The sequence below is a fragment of the Nocardia sp. NPDC004068 genome (assembly GCF_042874315.1).
GTDB lineage: Bacteria > Actinomycetota > Actinomycetes > Mycobacteriales > Mycobacteriaceae > Nocardia.
In genome coordinates, this window is record NZ_JBIAMW010000005.1 from 31,277 (window position 1) to 48,854 (window position 17,578).

Sequence of the window (17,578 nt, forward strand, 5' to 3'; positions counted from 1 at the left end):
ACCGAATTGTGATGTGTCCCTGAGCCACTGACGCTCGCTGTGATCGCAGTTACGCTGACCTCGACGTCACCTATCCATCTCATAGTGATTCGCCTGGAGAATGGCGATCGACAAACTTTCGCACCCGGAGGGATGTGCATGTCGGATATAGCAATTGTCGGCATCGGCTGCAGATTTGCAGGCGGAATCGACTCGCCCGACACCTTTTGGGAATTCGTCCTGGACAAACGCGACGGCGTGGTGGATATGCCCGCCGATCGCTGGGACTATCGCCGCTACTACGATCCGGAACCGCGCACCCCCGGACGCAGCTACACCAAGCGCGGCGCCTTCATGACGATCGACCCGTGGGAGTTCGACCCCGATTTCTTCGGCATCTCCGCGCGCGAGGCGACCCAGCTCGACCCGCAGCAGCGTCTGATGCTGGAGGTGACCTGGGAGGCCCTCGACGACGCCGGTGTCGCGCGGCACGCGGCGGGCCGCTCGATCGGCGTCTACGTCGGCGGCTTCGTGGTCGACCAGTCGGTGATCGGCGTGGTCGGCCCGGCGCTGTTCCACACCGATATGCACACCCCGGCCAGCGCGTCCTACACCATGCTGTCCAACCGAATCGCCTACGCGCTCAACCTCGTCGGGCCCGCGCTGACCGTCGACACCGCGTGCTCGTCGTCGCTGGTGGCCTTCCACCTGGCCTGCCAGGCGATCGCGAACGGCGACTGTGAGATGGCCCTGGCGGGCGGCGTCAACGTCATGTTGCAGCCGGAGACGTTCGTGCTCATGTGCAAGGGCGGCTTCCTGGCCACCGACGGCCGCTGCAAATCCTTCGACGCCTCCGCCGACGGCTACGGCCGCGGCGAGGGCGCGGGCATGGTCGCGCTGAAGCGGCTCGAGGACGCCGAGCGCGACGGCGACCGCATCTACGCCGTGGTCAAGGCCACCGGCGCCAACCAGGACGGCCGCACCACCGCGATCACCGTGCCCAACGCCGATTCCCAAGAGGCGCTGGCCCGTTCGGTGTGCCAGCGCGCCGGACTCGCGCCCGAGGAGATCACCTACGTGGAGGCGCACGGCACCGGCACCCTGGTCGGCGACCCGGTGGAGCTGCGCGCGCTGGGCCGCGTATTCGGCGCCCCGGCGGGCCGCACCCGGTCGCTGGGCGTGGGCTCGGTGAAGTCGACCATCGGCCACACCGAGGCCGCGGCCGGTGTCGCGAGCGTGATCAAGGCGGCGCTGGCGATCCGGCATCGCACCATTCCGCCGCAGGGCTGGCTGGAGAAGCCCAACCCCGACATCCCCTTCGACGAACTGGGCCTGCACGTGCAGCTCGAGGCCGAGCCGCTGCCCGCGGACGCCGCGCCGATGTCGGTCGCGGTCAACGGTTTCGGTTACGGCGGCACCAACGCGCACGCCATCCTCCAGGAGTACCGGCCCGCCCATCGGCACGAGACCGTCGAACCGGCCGGTCCTGCACGGCATTTCGGCATCCTGCCGATCTCGGCGCGCAGCACCGGCGCGGCCCGCGCGCTGGCGGGCCGCTACGCCGACCTGATCAGCGCGGGCACCGACGCCGAGCGCCTGGCCGAGGCGGTGTGGACGCGCACCGCGCATCACCACTACCGCACCGGTGTGCTGCTCGGCGACACCGACGACGTGGTGCACGAACTGCGGCAGTTCGCCGGGGGCGAGGGCCGCGACGCGGCGCGCACGATCATCGCCCGCACCGCCGAACCGGTCTTCGTGTTCTCCGGCATGGGCCCGCAGTGGTGGGGCATGGCCCGCGAATTGGTCACCGGCGACGGCGTTTTCGCCGAGGAGGCGCGGCGCATCGACGCCGAGTTCCAGGCGGTCGCGGGCTGGTCGATCATCGAGGAACTGCTGAAGCCCGAGGAGGAGTCGCGGGTCCCGCGCACCGAGGTCGCCCAGCCCGCCAACTTCCTCGTGCAGGTCGCGCTCGTGCGGGAACTGGCCCAGTACGGCATCCACCCCGCGGCCGTCGTCGGCCACAGCGTGGGCGAGGTGTCCGCGGCGTACGTCACGGGGATGCTGTCGCTGCGCGACGCGGTGCTGGTGGCGTATCACCGCGCCCGCCTGCAGGCCACCACCGCCGGCACCGGCGGGATGCTCGCGGTCGGCATGTCGCTCGAACAGGCCCGCGCGCTCATCGCCGACGATCCGCGGGTGGACATCGCCGCGGTCAACAGCGCCAGCTCGCTGACCCTGTCCGGCGACGCCGACCGGCTCGACGAGATCGCCGAGAAGCTCACCGAGGACGGCGTTTTCGCGCGCCGTCTGCGCGTCGAGGTGCCCTACCACAGCCGCCTGATGGATCCCATCCTCGACGAGCTGCGCACGGTGCTCGCGGAGCTGAAGCCGATGGCCCCGACCGTGCCGCTGTACTCCTCGGTCACCGGCGAGGCGGTGCTCGGACCCGACTGGGACGCCGAGTACTGGTGCGCCAACGTCCGCGAACCGGTGCGCTTCGCCGACGCCATCGGCACACTCATCGCCGCCGACAGCCGGGTGTTCCTCGAGGTGGGCCCGCATCCGGTGCTGTCGGGCAATATTCGCGAGATCCTGCTCGGCGCGGACGTCAACGGCACGACCGTGTCGACCCTGGACCGCAAGCAGCTCGATTCGGAGAGCGTGCGCCGCACCCTGATCGGCCTCTACGCGGCGGGCGTGCTCGATCTGGACGCGCTGTTCCCCGCCGACGGCCCGGCCGTCCCGCACGTGCCGCTGCCGCGCTACCCCTGGCAGCGCACCCGGCTGCACTCGGCGCTCCCGCTGTTCGAGCAGGCCCGCCTCGGCACCCCGGGCAGCTACGCGATGCTCGGTGACCCGGACGTGGAGGGGCGCCCCGACTGGCTGTTGCAGGTCGGCACCGAACTGCTGCCGTGGCTGGCCGATCACGTCGTCAACGGCGTGAAGATCATGCCCGGCGCGGCCTACCTCGACGCGGCGCTGAGCGCGACCGCGACCCGGATGGGCACCAAACGCGTTGCGCTGGAACAGGTCCGGTTCGTGGCCCCGCTGATCATGGGCGGCCCGGACGTGCCGCTGGTCGCGCTGACCGTGGAGGAGGCGAGCAACCGCTTCCTGATCCGGTCCCGCTCGGCGACCGGCACCGCCTGGACCGTGCACGCCACCGGCCGCACCCTGACCGGCAGCCACCGCCAGACCAAGGTGAACGTGCCGACCCTCGAGGTCGGCGTCGACGTCGACCCGCAGCTGTTCTACACCGGGCTGTCCGCGGCCGGATTGCAGTACGGTCCGTCGTTCCAGCGGGTGACCTCGGCCCGCGTGGGCCGCGACGCGGTGGTCGCGACCGTGGACGGCAGCATCGCCACCGACTCCGGGCATCTCGCCCACCCCGCGGTCGTGGACGCCGCCATGCAGAGCGCGGCCCTGCTGTTCGCCGACGCCCGCGTCGACGAGGGCACCCTCGTTCCCGTCGGGGTGGCGGCCGTGCGCCTGGTCGCGGCGCTGCCCGAACGCATCACCGTGGTGGCGCGCCGCGACCCGAAGGCCCGGCTGCGCGCCGACGTGGATCTGCTCGACGACGACCACAACCTCGTGATGCGGTTGAGCGGCTTGCAGATCGGCGCGATCTCCCCGGGCCAGGACCCGTTGCACCGCATGGTCGACTTCTTCTACACCGAGACCATGGAGGAGCGCGACGCGCTGGATCCCGCGGCGCTGCCGCAGGATTCGGTGAGCACCGTCGTCATCGCCCTGGGCAGCACCAGCCGCCGCGCGGGCCAGCTGGCCGCCGCCATCCCCGGTTCCCGGCTCTACGTCGCGGGCGTGGCCGGGCGCGAACTGGCCGCGGACCTGTCGGCGACCCTGCGGGCCGCCCAGGAGGAGGGCCGCGACCGGCTGCACGTCTGCGTGGTCGCGGGCGAGGTCGAGGACGATGTGGCCGACCTGTGGACCCTCGAGCGCATCGCGGTCGCCATCGACGAGTTCGTGCACCCCGAGACGACCAACGACCAAGGGCCGCAGAGTGTTTTCGGCGACGGCCGGTGCCACGTCACCCTCGTCACCGAACGCGCCTTCGCGCTGCCCGACGACGGGATCCCGCCGAACTCCAACCACTCCGCCCTCGCCGGTGCGCGCCGCGTCCTGCTCAACGAGCAGTCCGCGCTGCGGTGGCGGCTGATCGATGTCGAACCCGACACCGAGATCGACCGGCTGGTCACCGAATTGGCGGTGCCGGGCGCGTTCTGGACCGACAATATGGACGAGGTCGTGCTGCGCGGCGACAAGCGCTGGGCCCCGATGATCGCCAAACCGCTCGGCGAGCGACTCGACGCCCTCGACACCCCGGAGCCGCTGACCGATCCGGAGGCCAACTTCGAGCTGGAGCTGCCGCGCACGCGGCTGCTGTCGGCGCTGGCGTGGCGGGAATGCCCGCGGCGCGAGCCGGGCCCGGGGCAGCTCGAGGTGCGCATGAAGGTCATCGGCCTGAACTACAAGGATCCGCTCAAGGTCATCGGCCTGCTCGGCGAACGCGAGCTCGCCCCCACCTATTTCGGCACGGTGCCCGGCATGGAGGGCGTCGGCGAGGTGGTCCGGGTCGGCGAGGGCGTCACCGGCATCGCGGTCGGCGATCAGGTCGCGGTGGCGGCCAAGGGCATGATGAAGCGCTACGTGGTGGTCGAGCGCGAACTCACCATCCCGCTGCCGCCCGACACCGACCCCGGATACTGCACCAGCACAATCGCTTTCGGCACCGCCGAATACGCCCTGCACGATCTGGCCAACCTCCATCCCGGCGAGACCGTGCTCATCCACGGCGCGGCGGGCGGCGTCGGCACGGCCGCCATCCAGGTGGCCAAGGACCGCGGCGCGCGCATCATCGGCACGGCCAGCACCGAGGAGCGCCGCGCGCACGTGCTGGAACTCGGCGCCGATTACGCCATCGACTCGCGCTCGCTCAACTTCGTCGACGACGTGCTCGAGTTCACCGACGGCAGGGGCGTGGAGGTCGTGGTCTCCAGCGCGCCCGGCGAGATCCTGCGGCAGAACTTCAACGCCGTCGCCGAATTCGGGCGCATCGTGGAGGTCGGCAAGGCCGACATCTACACCGGCGGCCTGCTCGAGATGGCCAACTTCGACAAGAACGTGGCCTACTTCTCGATGGATCTGGACCGCCTCGTCGCGGTCGACGCCCAGCGGCTGACCAAACTGCTGCAACGGGTCTACGAGAAGGTGATCGCGGGCGTCTACAAGCCGCTGGACTACCGGGCGTTCGAAACCGACGACGTGGCCCACGCGTTCGAGGAGACCATCCGCTCGACCGGCCTGTCCCGCATCGCGCTGCGGATGGACTCGGCGAACCCGTCGGTGCGTCCGTACCTGCCCGGCGTCGAGATCCACAGCGACGCAACGTATCTGGTGACCGGCGGCTTCGGCGGCTTCGGGATGGCGATGGGCCGCTGGCTGGTGCTGCGCGGCGCGCGGCGGCTGGTGCTGCTGGGCCGCGGCGGCGCGAGCACCGAGGAGGCGCGCCGTCAGCTCGAGGCGTGGCGCACGATCGGGGTGGAGGTGATCGAGGAACGGGCCGACGTGACCGATCCGGAGGCGATCGCCGCCATCGTCGCCCGCGCCCACACCGCCGAGCGGCCGCTGCGCGGGGTGTTCCACTCCGCCGGCGCGGTGGCCGACAACCGTTTGGCGGCAATGGAATTCGAGGAACTCGCCAAGGTCTACCGGCCGAAGGTGCACGGCGCGCGCGTGGTGCACCAGGCCGTCGCCGACGCCGGGATCGAGCTGGACATGTTCGTGCTGTGCTCCTCCGGCGGCTCGATGTACGGCATCTACGGCCAGTACAACTACACCGCGGCCAATCTCGCGGTGGAGGCGCTGGCCGAGGAGTGGTCGCGAGCCGGGGAGCGGGCGCTGTGCGTCGGCTGGGGCCACCTCTCCGGCGCGACGGGCGGCATGGCCGCCGACGAGACCGCGCTCAAGTACCTGGATCTGGTCGGCTTCGATCCGATCGACATGGCCGACGCCACCGCCTATCTGGAGCAGACGCTGCGGCTGGGCATGGCGCGGGCGGCGATCATCCCGACCGACTGGGGCAAGCTGACCGGCACCTTCCCGCAGCTGACCCGGACCGGCCGCACCATCGCGCTGGCCCAGGCGAGCGCCAAGGACACCTCGGAGCTGGCCCGGCTGCGCGCGGAGGTGGCCGCGATCGAGGAGAGCAAGCGGGGCGCGTTCGTGGCCCGCAAGATGGCCGAGGAACTCGCGGTCGTCATGGGCGTGCCGGTGGAGTCGATCGACATGACGGTGCCGGTGCCCGAGCTGGGCCTGGACTCGCTCATGGCGGTCGAGCTCGGCGCGCGGGTCACCAAGACCCTCGGCATCGACCTGATGTCGTTGCAGATGGGCCGCTCGTTCAGCCTCGAGCAGGCGGGCCCGAAGGTGGCGGAACTGATCCTCGCCGGGGAAACCGGTGCGGGACAACCGCTTCCGGACGCGGTGCCGGTCCCGGCCGCGGCGAACGGCGCGGCGGCCGAGCCGGTGCCGGTGCTGGCGGGCGAGGCCCGGCCGTGACCGACCGTCGTCGTCGAAAGAGGTAGCACCGTGGTCAGTTTCGGACTGATCGACGAATGGGAGCCGGGACCGGGGCGACTGGTCAGCTGGGTCGCGTCACCGGATTCGGTGGCGCGCGCCCGGCGGGCGCCGGTCCACCCCGCCCCGCCCTCCCATCAGCAGGAACAGTATCTGCGGCTCGCCGACCGGCACGCCGAGGCCGACTTCCGGTACTCGGGCCTGTGCCTGGTGACCGCGGAGATCCCGACCGGTGATCTGGATCTGGACGCGATGACCCGCGCGGTCAACGCGTTCCTGCGGCGCCACGACACCTTCCGCACCTGGTTCCGGATCGACGCCGCGGGCGCGATCGAACGGCATCTGGTTCCCGAGGAGGACGTGGAGTTCGTGCCGATCGAGTACGGCCGCATCGACGACGCCGACACCCTGCGCGATCACGTCCAGAAGACCACGCCGGGGCCGTTCGACTGGGACTGCTTCACCTTCGGCACGATTCAGCGGGAGGAGTCGACCACGGTGTACGCCGCGGTCGACCACCTGCACACCGACGGGTTCGGGCAGTACCTGACCGGCTTCGACCTCGCGCTGCTGTATCTGCACGAGGTGTGGGAGGACACCGGGATGCTGACCCCCGCGGCCAGCTACCTGGACTACTGCGCCACCGAGCGCGGCTACACCGGCCGGATGACCCTCTCCTCGCCGGGAGTGCGCAAGTGGCTGGAGCTGATTCGCGGCAACGACGGCGAATTGCCCTCGTTCCCTTTGGATCTGGGGCGGCGCACCGATGTGTACAACCGCAGCGCGCACCGCACGGTCACGCTGTTCGACGAGGCCACCGCGCAGCGGTTCGAGCGGGTGTGCCGCGACAACGGCGCGGAGTTCGTCGGCGGTGTCTTCGCCGCCGCGGCGCTGGCCGAGCGCGATCTCGTGGGCGGGGACTACTACTTCGGCATGACCCCGGTCAGCACCCGCAGCTCCCCGGAGGAACGGGCCTCGGTCGGCTGGTACGCGACGCTGCTGCCGGTGGCGTTCCCGCTCGGGCCGACCGCCACGTTCGCGCGGGTGGTGAAACTCGCCCACCGGGCCTACGAGAACGGAATGCGCTTGGCGGCCACGTCGTTCCAGCGCGTGGTGGAACTGCTGCCCGCCGATTCGGATCTGAATCTGCGGCCCGGCTGGGCGACGCCGATGATCTCCTTCGTCGACGCCCGCGAACTGCTCGGCAACGATCTGTTCGACGTCGCCTCGTGCGGGCTGTACGCCAATCGCGCCGCCTCCGAACAGGTTCTGATCTGGATCAACCGGTTGGCCGATCGGACCATGCTGAGCGTCATCTATCCCGACACCCCCGTGGCGCACGGGTCGGTCGAACGGTACGTGGACACGCTGAAGGCGGTGTTCGTGGCCGCGGTCGAGGAAACGCAGTGAGGAGGACGCGTGCACACCGCGTTTCGTGATCCGGGCATCCCCGACGGCGAGAAGTCGGTCTACACCGTGACCGTCGCCGAGCGGCCGCCCAAACTCGATCTGATCAGCGTGGTCGGCCACGACGGTGACGGCTACCGCTCGATCGTGGAGGTGAGTCTGGGGCACGGCAATTTCGCGATGACCGTCGAACAGCGCTTCCAGCGGGCGGGTGGCCTGCTGCGGGCCGAGAACTACCGGGCCGAAACCCGTTCCGGCACAACGGTTGTCTCGCGGGAGGAGGCGAATTTCCTCGGCACCGCGCATCTCCAGTTCGGCGGCGGCCTGGCGCCGTTCCCCGACAATGTGATGCCGCTGCTCGGCGGGCTCACGCTGCTGCGCGGCCTGGATTTCACCGAGGGCGCCGAGGAGCTGGTCGATCTGTGGCTGGCCTTCTCGGTGAGCATCCCGTTCGCCGTCAAGGTGGAGCACACCGCCGAGATCGACGTGCCCGCCGGCTGCCGCACCGGCTGGCAGGTCCGGCTGCGCCCCCGCTTCACCGGATTGAACATGCTCATGGAGAAGGTGATCGGCGGCTTCCTGCCCCCCTCGGTCGCCCACTTCGAGGCCGACCCACCCCATCGCCTGGTCCGCCTGAGCTTCCCGACCGGCCCCATGCCGTGGGACCCGCGGGGCCTGCTCGAGCTGGTCGCCTAGGCTCGCTCGCGCCGACCCGGTACTGTCCCTGCCGGAGACGGAAGGAGTGTGCGTGGGTGAGTCGATGACCTGGGTGCAGGCGCTCGTGCTTGGTCTGGTTCAGGGGTTGACCGAGTTCTTGCCGATTTCGTCGTCGGCGCATCTGCGCATCGTGTCGTCGCTGTTCTTCGGCGACGACGCGGGCGCCTCGTTCACCGCGGTGACCCAGCTGGGCACCGAGGCGGCGGTGCTGGTGTACTTCGCCAAGGACATCTGGCGGATCCTGGTGGCCTGGTGCACCACGCTGGTCGAGCGGGTGCGCGGTGAGGCGCGGGTGCCGGTGCCGGTGAGCGAACAGCCGACCACCGTATTGCCCGTCTACACCGACGATTTCGACCCGCACGCGCTCGACCCGGACGCGCAGCGCGAACTCGACTACCGCATCGGCTGGTACGTGATCATCGCGACCATCCCGATCGGCGTGCTCGGCCTGGTGTTCAAGGATCAGATCCGCACCGGCGCGCGCAACCTGTGGCTGGTGGCGGCGATGCTGATCGTCTTCGCGCTCGTCATCGCCGCGGCCGAGTACTACGGGACGCGGCGGCGGCCCCTCGAGGAACTCACCACCCGCGACGGCTTGATCATGGGTTTCGCCCAGTGCCTGGCCCTGATCCCGGGCGTCTCGCGGTCGGGTGCGACGTCCTCGGCGGGCCTGTTCGTGGGCCTGACCCGCGAGGCGGCCGTGCGCTTCTCGTTCCTGCTGGCGATCCCGGCGGTCCTGGCGTCGGGCCTGTTCAGCCTGCCCGACGCGTTCCAACCCTCGGGCGAGGGCCTGCAGGCGTCGGGCGCGCAACTGCTGGTGGCCACGGTGTTGTCGTTCGTGGTCGGCTACGCGTCGGTGGCGTGGCTGCTGAAATTCGTGGCCCGGCACTCGCTGAACTGGTTCGTCGGCTACCGCATCGTCCTCGGTCTGGTGGTCATGGGCCTGCTCGCCACGAACGTGCTCAGCGCGACGTAGGGCTCCCTACGAGCCATCGGACCCATCCGACGGCAGAATCGAGGCATGGGAGCCAAGGCCGTAGTCAACGACATCACCATCGCCGAAACCGACACCTACGAGACGGTGGAGGGCAACATCTACTTCCCGCCGGAATCGATCCATCGGGAGTATTTGACCCCCACCGACTCTCACACGACCTGTCTGTGGAAGGGCGTGGCGAGCTACTACACGATCGATGTGGGCGACGGCCAGCCGCTGGTGGACGCGGCCTGGTACTACCCGGAGCCGAAGAAGGCCGCGGCGGCGATCAAGGATTATGTGGCGTTCTACAAGGACAGGGTGGATATCGTCGCGGAGTGAGTGACGTCAGCCATCGTGCCGCTGGGGCGCCCAGCCGAGCGGCGGGGATTCCGAGGGGTCGCCGTAGGCGGTCACGAACTCCTCGTCGGCGGGGATGGGCTGGGCCCAGAACTTCAGGCCGAAGTGGACGGGGAGGCGGCGAGCGTCGACGGTGATCACGCGGCGGGTGGTTTCGAGGTGAAGGGCGGGAAGAGTGGGGTCGAAGCGGGCGATCACGAATTCTGTGCCGTCCTGAGCTCGGCCGTACATGAACTCGACCCGCTTACCATCCTCCAGCGGCGGTCCGCCGAAACCCCAACCCTCGTTCACTCCCGGCCCGGCGATCTGGATGTCGGTCATCAGCACATCGCGACCCGGATGCAACGCCGCCATGATCTCCTCGGCGGGACCGGCCTCGACCCACCAGGTCAGCCGCCCGTCCGTGCGGCGATCCGTCACCGGCGTCAGATCCATCGTCCCGCCTCTCTCGCGGATCAACGCTTGATATCGGCACAGGCGACGCCCTTGCCGCCGATCCAACTGCCGCACATCAGCTTTCCATCTTGCATCGTTCCGGTCGGGCCCAGCTCGTCATAGTAGAACCCAGCCGTCTCTCCCGCCGTGTTCGGCCGCGGACACGCGGTGTGGTGCATCCCCTGCACGCGACTCGCGCCCGCCGGGAACCACTGCCAAGAATTGTCCATGCAGCCCTCCGGCGGTGAGTAGTAATACAGCGCGGACTTGTCCACGAAGATGCTGTCGCCCCACACGTGAATGCAGGTCAGCTCCCTGCACTTCAGCGCCTCCTTGGCCTCGGCGAATCCCGGAGCGCCCACCAGCTCGAGTCGGCCGCCGATGACTGTCGGCCGATCGGGCAACACTTCCGGATGCTTCTCGAGATAGGACACCGACACCCACGTCAACCGTCCGACCTGCCAATACTGCCCCCGGTCGGCCTGCTGCGCAGACACCGGCCAGGCCGTGACACCGAGAGCGGCGACGACCGCGAGGACAGCCGTGAAGAGTGCGCGAAACATGATCAAACCCCCTCAGCCTCAACGGATTCGGTGAAATCCGCCCGCGCTCAGTCTAGAACCCGACCGGCGGCCCGCACGGTCTTCCGTCGCGGGCCGTTCCAGGGCGAACTCCGAGATTCCACCGGCGGCGCGATTCGATCTTCCCGGCGCGGGTAGAGCCCGGTCGAAGGGTTGTCGGTCCGACGTTGGAGGGTCGTATGGCGCGAGCGAGGGTGATTCGTGGGGTGCGGGCGTTGCGGGTGCTCGTGGATCTGGGGTTCGCGCCGGTGGCGGCGGGGGTCATCGCGCGGCGGCGGCGGGTGATGGGGCTGCTCGAGCGTGGGCAGGCCGATACCCGGGCGCTGACCCGGATGCGCCGGCTTCGGGACGAATTCGGCAGGGGGCCGGTCGAATTGGATCTCGGGCTGCGGCGGATCGTGGTCGTCACCGATCCCGACGACGTGGGCCGTGTGCTGGCGGAGTCGCCCGGCCCGTTCCATCCCGCCAACAAGGAGAAGCTCGCGGCATTGCGGCAGTTCCAGCCGCACGGGGTGCTGATCTCGCGCGGCCCGGTGCGGGAGCGGCGGCGCGCGGTGAACGAGGCGGCCCTCGACACCGGCTCGGAACTGCACCGCCTCGCCGACCCCTTCGCCCGCGTCATCGCCGAGGAGGCCGACGACCTGATCGAATCCGCCCTCCGCGACCGCTACATCGACGCCGACCGCTTCACCACCGCCTGGTTCCGCATCGCCCGCCGCGTCACCCTCGGCGACGCCGCCCGCGACGACCACCACATCACCGACGACCTGTGGCGCCTGCGCTCGGCCGCCAACTGGTCCTTCGCCGCACCCCCACACCGCCGCCGCCGCGACCGCTTCATCGAACAGCTCTACCGCTACTGCGACTCACCCCAGCCCGACAGCCTCGCGGGCGCGGTCGTCGCCGCCTCCACCGACGCCGCGGTCGACCCCATCGGCCAGATCCCCCAATGGCTGTTCGCCTTCGACGCCGCGGGCATAGCCCTCACCCGAGCCCTGGCCCTGCTGGCCACCCACCCCACAGAACTCGACCGCGCCCGCTCCGAATCCCTTGCCCCCCAAAGCATCCAGCCCCGCCCCTACCTCCGCGCCTGCATGCTGGAATCGATCCGCCTCTGGCCCACCACCCCCACCATCCTCCGCGACACGACCGAACCGGTCACCTGGCGCGATGACGCCCCGATCACCCAGCCGGGCACGGCGGTGCTCATTGCCGCCCCGGCGTTCCATCGCGACGCCGAACTCCTCCCGTTCGCCGACGCCTTCACTCCTGATATCTGGGTCGATGGGCGGGCGCAGAGCTATCCGCAGCTGGTGCCGTTCAGTGCGGGACCGGCGGAATGCCCGGGGCGGAATTTGGTGCTGTTCACCACGAGTACCTTGTTGGCGCATCTGATCGAGGGGGTGGAGTTTCAGCTCACCGGGGGTTCTCGGCTCACGCCGGAAAAGCCGCTCCCGATGACGTTGAACAATTACGGGCTGGAATTCGGTGTCGCACCGAGACATTCGTTGTCCCTGAGTTCGACCGCGCCGTCGGACTGACCCCACACGCGGACGGCCCGCTGGGAACTCGTTGAGCAGCACAGATTTTCGCAGATGCGAGACTTCGCGTTAGGCTTGGGGTTCACCGGGGGAAGGGGGCCGGTCGCCCATGCGATCCAACGTCACCGCGATGTTCGCCGCCATCTTGGCTTTGCTCGGCGGCACACGCGGCGTCTACGCGCTCACCGCGATCCGATTCCTCCCCGGCAGCGACCTCGACCCAACGGGCTTCTGGCGCAGCGTGAAACCGCTGATCCTCCTCGGCGCGGTTCTCGCCGCCATCATGCTCCTCGGCGCAGTGCTCCTGCTGCTCCGCAAACAAGCCGGACAAATCCTGATCGCGGCCGCTGGAACCGCCTATCTCGCCCTGTCGACCGTCTTCACCATCATCGACCATCGCCACGGCGGCACGGTGCACACCGGCGTCACCTTGAACACCCAACTCACCCTCATCGGCGTCGTCGGCACGGTCTTCAACATCGCGATGCTGGTGCTTGTGCTGCTGCCCGGCACGTCACGCTGGCTGGCAGACCGGCCGGGCTTCCCTCGAACCCCCTACTGAACAAAGGGCACAAGGCCATCTGCTCGGCGCCCGAAATCACTGAGAGAGAACAAGATTCGTAACTGAGCCGAGGAGCGGGCCGTGAACGACAAGACTCGCAGCCTCCGTCGCCGAGCAACCACCGCCGACGGTGAGAACATGCCACGCTGCCCCGATTGGCTCAACCTCCGGATGGCCGCGAGTGGTGGGGCGACGCTCCGGCGGCGGGCTGGCCCCGCGTGCTGGATCCCGACACGCGGCTGGTCACCATTCCTGTACCCGAACGCTGATCTCGTCGGCGCGGTGCCCCGGCTGTCCAGCCAGCGGGAGTTACCATTCGTCAACGGAGCGCGAGCGCCGCTGTTCCAGAACTCGACTGATCAGCCCACGGGCGGCGTCGCCGACGACCGCAAGCTCCGCCAACGCACCGAAAACGCGACCGTACTGGGCGATCTCCCGTGGCCGGGTGATCGTCAGCTCGGCAGTGATGGTTTCCACCAGCACCATTCGGTTGTCGTACATGACGAAATTGGTTGTCTGCATGGGAATTTCGGCCTCGGCGGGAACAATGCCGAGCCTGACCCGAGGCAGCCTGATTACGGACAGCAGCCGGTCCAGCTGTCCTGTCATAACATCATCCCCGCCGACCGTCGTTCGCAACGCCTGTTCGGCGATGAGAATGGCGAAGTGGTGGTCGCCTCGGTGCAGAAACTGTTGGCGCTCCATACGTTTGGCGATACCGGCGTCGATGTCATTCGGGATGGCGTGGCGTGCGATGGAACGTTCGAGGATCGCGCGAATGTATTCGGCGGTTTGCAGGATGCCGGGGATCAAGACGTTCTGGAAGATCCGGGTATGGGTGGTTCGGGCGGCGAGCTTGACCAACTCGTCCTGCGCCCGGCCCGTACCGGCGCCGAGTAGTCGCCGCATTTCCAGATAGGCGGCGTCGATGTGGTACAGGCTGGCGAGGAGGTCCGGCAGCTGATCATCCGCGCCCGCGAACGTGCAATAGGCGCGGACGTCGGCATCCGAAGGCCGGAGTCTGCCGTATTCGAGCTTGGACACCTTGGACTCGTGCCAACCGGCCAAGGCCGCGAGCTGGCGTCCCGTCAGACCCGCGCGACGACGAATCTCCCGGAGCTGTTGTCCGAGTGCTTCTCTCGCGTCGTGAACCTCGTTGGTCACTGCTGCGGCGACGCACCTACGTAGTCGGCGAACGGAATCGCCGACGGCCACAGTCGCCGCTGCACGGACAGACACTCGCCGACGATGCCAGGATCGGTGGTCACGGCCATCCCCGCGGGCCGCCCCGCGTGGTCGACCAGGTTGAACGCCACCTCTCGCTCGTCGAACAGCCACCAATCGTCAAGGGGAACGTCTCCGGCCCGGTGCCGCGGAACATAGCGGATGTCCTCACCCGCCGCGACATTGCTGGCCGTGATGGACAGCAGCCACCGGTGGTAATCCGAATGCGGCTCGGTGACCACGCGAATACGGCTGACGACAACCCCGCGGGCGATCGTCTCGCGCATGAACTGGATCCACGGACGTTCCGCGTAGTCCGCCGGTGTCGGTTCGCCGTTCAGGAATCGTCGCAGCGGCTCGGACTCGGTGGCCGTGGTGTAGGCGTCCCGGACCTCGAGGTGGAACGCACTACGCTGGCACTCGCGAAACGGGTCGTCGGCCGCGTCGCCTCGGAGTAGTTGCACCGTAGTACGTCCTCTCTCGCTTCGGCACCTCGATGGCGGTCTCGTCGGCTGCCAACGTCAACTGTCGCAGCGTCTCGTCATCGGTGATCGGGCGGCCCGTCAGGATGAACGTACCCCGACCAGTATCGGTCAGGACCGCGTCGAGGAACGTATCCGGCTCCAGGAAACCCAATAGCAGATGCGGGATTTCGACGGTCTCGGGATTGTCGGTCTTCCAGCCCTGCACGAGGTAGCTGTCGCGGTCGGTCGCGTACAACGTCGGGCAGTCGCGGTCGCCCGAACCACCCTTACCGAGGAACCACAGGCGCATGATGAAGCTCCCTTCCAGCGGATGCGCGGATTATCCGCGCCCCCTTCATCTTTCACATACAGACGGCAGGTGTGCCCGGTAGTCGCCGAAATCGTTCAAGTTCTTGCAAACCACTGGCGTGGCGGCGAACTCGCGCCTTAACGTCGGATCGCCGCCGGTTCGTGCGACGGACCCATGACTTGATGCCATCAGTATTGAGCAGGAACGAGTTCTCGCATGTCGCAATTCATTTCGTCCTCCCGCGCAGAAAACGTCCTGCGAAAGGGCCGGATCATCGGTGCCGACGAGACACCCGATGCCATGGTGTGGCGCGTCGCTGACGCACTCGCGCAGGAAGAGTCGGCGCTCACCGACCAGCGTGCGGGCGCGCAGTTCGCCGAGGAATTCGCGGCCGCATTGGCGGACAGGGCTATTGTCATGAGTACGCCCGTTATGACGAATGCCGGCCGCTACCCCGACCGTCCACTCACAGCCTGCGCGATGCCGACCACGAACGTCGATCCGACCAATTCGAGGGAGCTCGAGGCCGAGATCATCCGGCTGCACGAGCAGGGCATGGGCACCGGCTTCAATCTCGACGCGGCGGACGATCCGGTCGCTACCCTGTGCTTCCTCAACAGAGTGGCGATGGCAAGTGCCAGCAATGGCCGGGAGGACCGGCCGGTGGGAAACATGGCGATCCTCAGCGTCCGGCATCCGAGAATTCGCGAGTTCATCACCGCCAAGGTCGACGCCTCATCGGACGACAACGAATGGAAATTCAACATCTCGGTCGACCTCGACCGTGAGTTCATGCGTGCGCTGGAACGTGGCCGGGCGATCGAGCTTCGCAACGGCCATCATGTGGATGCCCGTGAACTTTTCGACACCCTGTGCGCAGCGGCCGCGGCCTGTGCCGATCCGGGCATCGTGTTTCTCGACCGGATGAATGCCCGAAATCCCTTGCCGGGCATGGGCACATACGCCACGACCGCACCGTGCGCCGAGGTCGGCCTGATATCGGGGGAGACGTGCCAGTTCGGCTACCTCAACGTTCGAAAGTTCGTCACCACCGACAGCGTGGGTAGGGCGGTTGTCGCTACCGCGAAGCTGACGGCGGCGACCCGGTTGCTCACCCGCGCCCTGGACAACAGTCTCCAAATCAGCCTGACGAATCTGACCGACCCTCGGGCGCAACATGTCTCGTCGCAGAAGCGGAAGATCGGCATCGGCCTCTGCGGTGTCGCTGACGCGCTCAGCGTGGCAGGCTTGCCTTACGACTCCGCCGCAGCCCGCATCCTCATGTGCGATGTCCTGTCCCTCGTGAACTTCACGTCCAAGGAAGAATCGATCCGCTTGGCCGAGCAGCGCGGGCCGTTCGGAGCCATGCGCACCACCCTGCTCGGTAACCGCCACCGAGAGACGCCGGGGCATATCGAGCGGTTGTACGGGCAGCTCCAATCGGACACGGTTCCGGCCGCGGACTGGCGAGCGCTGTCCGTCCGCGTGGCGGAAACAGGGATGCTGCGCCATGTTTCGACGATCGCGCTTCCGCCTACGGGTCGCAGCGCCTTGATCATCGACGCGTCGACGGGAATCGAGCCACACTTCGATACCTTCGCGGCGACGGAGGAGGTGCTCGCCGCACTCGCGAGCTTCGTTCAGGAGAAGTACCGGGAGTCGATTTACGCGGATGCGTCGAGTCGTTCCCAACCGGTCCGAGAAATTCTGGCGTCCGCCTCCGACATCGGCCCTGCGGGGCATATAGCGATGGTAGCCGCGTTGCAGCAATATACCGACGAGGCGATTTCGAAGACAGTCAACCTGCCCTTGAGCGCCACGGCCGATGACGTGAGGCGAGTATACTGCGCGAGCTACGAAGCCAACCTGAGCGGCATCGCGGTGTATGTGGACGGCAGTCGCGCGACGCAGCCGAAAAGACTTGCGGCACAAGGAGAAGCATGCGGGATACGACTCATTTCCAATACTGCCAAAAGCTGGTCGTCATAGATCCGGCAACCGATAGCGTCCTGCTGGCCCGACGCAAGGGAGAGGCCGATTATGATGGCGTTTATTCCCTGATCGGTGGCAAGATGGAAACCATCGACGGCAGCATTCTGGACGCGATCCGCCGTGAGAAGGACGAGGAGATCGGCAAGGCGGCCAAGATATCGGTCGCTGCCGATTTGTCGTACAACATCCTGTTCAGAAAGAAGGATGGCAATAGTATGATCCTGCCGCACTTCTATGCCGAATACGAAGGCGGCGACATCGAACTCAACGACGAGTACGCGGACTATACCTGGGTGCCCGTCGAGCAGCTGGACGCGTTCGAGCCGAAGATCGACACGATTCCAGCCGCGGTGCGATGGGCGAGGGAGGTCGGTGCGCTCGTGAAGAAGGGGCGGGGGCTGACGGAGTTGTAGGGTCGTGGTCGTGCGGG

The 17,578-nt window shown here is 68.1% G+C and carries 14 protein-coding genes; 9 read left to right on the forward strand and 5 right to left on the reverse strand.

Annotation, left to right across the window (positions count from 1 at the left end; all coding sequences use genetic code 11):
* Positions 1-138 precede the first annotated feature (138 nt).
* The 5 genes from ACFYTQ_RS13465 (at position 139) to ACFYTQ_RS13485 (ending at position 10,021) form a co-directional block, all read left to right on the forward strand.
* Entirely contained in the window at positions 139-6,561 is a 6,423-nt protein-coding gene (locus ACFYTQ_RS13465) for a type I polyketide synthase (protein ID WP_387360266.1), read from the forward strand.
* 30 nt (positions 6,562-6,591) lie between these two features.
* A complete protein-coding gene (locus ACFYTQ_RS13470) occupies positions 6,592-7,989 on the forward strand; it encodes a condensation domain-containing protein (protein WP_387360268.1) in 1,398 nt (465 codons plus the stop codon).
* A 9-nt stretch (positions 7,990-7,998) separates the two neighbouring features.
* Positions 7,999-8,682 (forward strand): hypothetical protein, encoded by a 684-nt coding sequence (locus tag ACFYTQ_RS13475; RefSeq protein WP_387360270.1) that lies wholly within the window; start codon positions 7,999-8,001, stop codon positions 8,680-8,682.
* Positions 8,683-8,746: 64 nt separating this feature from the next.
* On the forward strand, positions 8,747-9,679 hold the full coding sequence (locus ACFYTQ_RS13480; RefSeq protein WP_387361271.1) for an undecaprenyl-diphosphate phosphatase: 933 nt from the start codon (positions 8,747-8,749) through the stop codon (positions 9,677-9,679).
* Positions 9,680-9,724: 45 nt separating this feature from the next.
* Positions 9,725-10,021 carry a DUF427 domain-containing protein gene (locus ACFYTQ_RS13485; protein WP_387360272.1) on the forward strand — a complete coding sequence of 99 codons (297 nt, stop codon included), beginning with the start codon at positions 9,725-9,727 and terminating at the stop codon, positions 10,019-10,021.
* A gap of 6 nt (positions 10,022-10,027) precedes the next feature.
* Here the strand turns inward: ACFYTQ_RS13485 and ACFYTQ_RS13490 are convergent, their stop codons facing one another.
* Both ACFYTQ_RS13490 and ACFYTQ_RS13495 read right to left on the reverse strand, forming a co-directional pair.
* A complete protein-coding gene (locus tag ACFYTQ_RS13490; RefSeq protein WP_387360274.1) occupies positions 10,028-10,474 on the reverse strand; it encodes a hypothetical protein in 447 nt (148 codons plus the stop codon).
* Between the two features lie 20 nt (positions 10,475-10,494).
* A complete protein-coding gene (locus ACFYTQ_RS13495; protein WP_387360277.1) occupies positions 10,495-11,043 on the reverse strand; it encodes a hypothetical protein in 549 nt (182 codons plus the stop codon).
* A 191-nt stretch (positions 11,044-11,234) separates the two neighbouring features.
* Between ACFYTQ_RS13495 and ACFYTQ_RS13500 the strand changes: the two genes are divergently transcribed.
* Positions 11,235-12,596 (forward strand): cytochrome P450, encoded by a 1,362-nt coding sequence (locus ACFYTQ_RS13500; RefSeq protein WP_387360279.1) that lies wholly within the window; start codon positions 11,235-11,237, stop codon positions 12,594-12,596.
* Positions 12,597-12,726: 130 nt separating this feature from the next.
* Positions 12,727-13,158, forward strand: coding sequence for a hypothetical protein (locus ACFYTQ_RS13505; protein WP_387360281.1), 432 nt, complete (start codon positions 12,727-12,729; stop codon positions 13,156-13,158).
* Positions 13,159-13,467: 309 nt separating this feature from the next.
* Here the strand turns inward: ACFYTQ_RS13505 and ACFYTQ_RS13510 are convergent, their stop codons facing one another.
* Genes ACFYTQ_RS13510 through ACFYTQ_RS13520 form a run of 3 tightly spaced genes read right to left on the reverse strand, consistent with a single transcriptional unit; the run spans position 13,468 to position 15,156 of the window.
* Positions 13,468-14,322, reverse strand: a complete 855-nt coding sequence (locus tag ACFYTQ_RS13510) for a helix-turn-helix domain-containing protein (RefSeq protein WP_387360283.1) — start codon at positions 14,320-14,322, stop codon at positions 13,468-13,470.
* Positions 14,319-14,846: a DUF6879 family protein gene (locus tag ACFYTQ_RS13515; RefSeq protein WP_387360285.1), complete on the reverse strand. Its 528-nt coding sequence runs from the start codon at positions 14,844-14,846 to the stop codon at positions 14,319-14,321. Before ACFYTQ_RS13515 ends, ACFYTQ_RS13510 begins: the two co-directional genes overlap by 4 nt.
* The gene (locus tag ACFYTQ_RS13520; RefSeq protein WP_387360287.1) at positions 14,791-15,156 is read right to left on the reverse strand and encodes a hypothetical protein; all 366 of its coding nucleotides are present in this window, start codon (positions 15,154-15,156) and stop codon (positions 14,791-14,793) included. The genes ACFYTQ_RS13515 and ACFYTQ_RS13520 overlap by 56 nt, the downstream gene beginning before the upstream one ends.
* Positions 15,157-15,372: 216 nt before the next feature.
* Here ACFYTQ_RS13520 and ACFYTQ_RS13525 point away from each other — a divergent pair, with 216 nt between their 5' ends.
* Positions 15,373-17,145 (forward strand): ribonucleotide reductase N-terminal alpha domain-containing protein, encoded by a 1,773-nt coding sequence (locus ACFYTQ_RS13525; protein WP_387360289.1) that lies wholly within the window; start codon positions 15,373-15,375, stop codon positions 17,143-17,145.
* Positions 17,097-17,561, forward strand: coding sequence for an NUDIX hydrolase (locus ACFYTQ_RS13530; protein ID WP_387360291.1), 465 nt, complete (start codon positions 17,097-17,099; stop codon positions 17,559-17,561). Before ACFYTQ_RS13525 ends, ACFYTQ_RS13530 begins: the two co-directional genes overlap by 49 nt.
* Positions 17,562-17,578 lie beyond the last annotated feature (17 nt).

Coding starts and splice junctions, on each gene's coding strand:
- ACFYTQ_RS13500 (WP_387360279.1), top strand. CDS start 11,235: ATGGCGCGAGCGAGGGTGATTCGTGGGGTGCGGGCGTTGCGGGTGCTC.
- ACFYTQ_RS13520 (WP_387360287.1), bottom strand. CDS start 15,156: ATGCGCCTGTGGTTCCTCGGTAAGGGTGGTTCGGGCGACCGCGACTGC.
- ACFYTQ_RS13485 (WP_387360272.1), top strand. CDS start 9,725: ATGGGAGCCAAGGCCGTAGTCAACGACATCACCATCGCCGAAACCGAC.
- ACFYTQ_RS13480 (WP_387361271.1), top strand. CDS start 8,747: ATGACCTGGGTGCAGGCGCTCGTGCTTGGTCTGGTTCAGGGGTTGACC.
- ACFYTQ_RS13530 (WP_387360291.1), top strand. CDS start 17,097: ATGCGGGATACGACTCATTTCCAATACTGCCAAAAGCTGGTCGTCATA.
- ACFYTQ_RS13465 (WP_387360266.1), top strand. CDS start 139: ATGTCGGATATAGCAATTGTCGGCATCGGCTGCAGATTTGCAGGCGGA.
- ACFYTQ_RS13490 (WP_387360274.1), bottom strand. CDS start 10,474: ATGGATCTGACGCCGGTGACGGATCGCCGCACGGACGGGCGGCTGACC.
- ACFYTQ_RS13525 (WP_387360289.1), top strand. CDS start 15,373: ATGTCGCAATTCATTTCGTCCTCCCGCGCAGAAAACGTCCTGCGAAAG.
- ACFYTQ_RS13505 (WP_387360281.1), top strand. CDS start 12,727: ATGTTCGCCGCCATCTTGGCTTTGCTCGGCGGCACACGCGGCGTCTAC.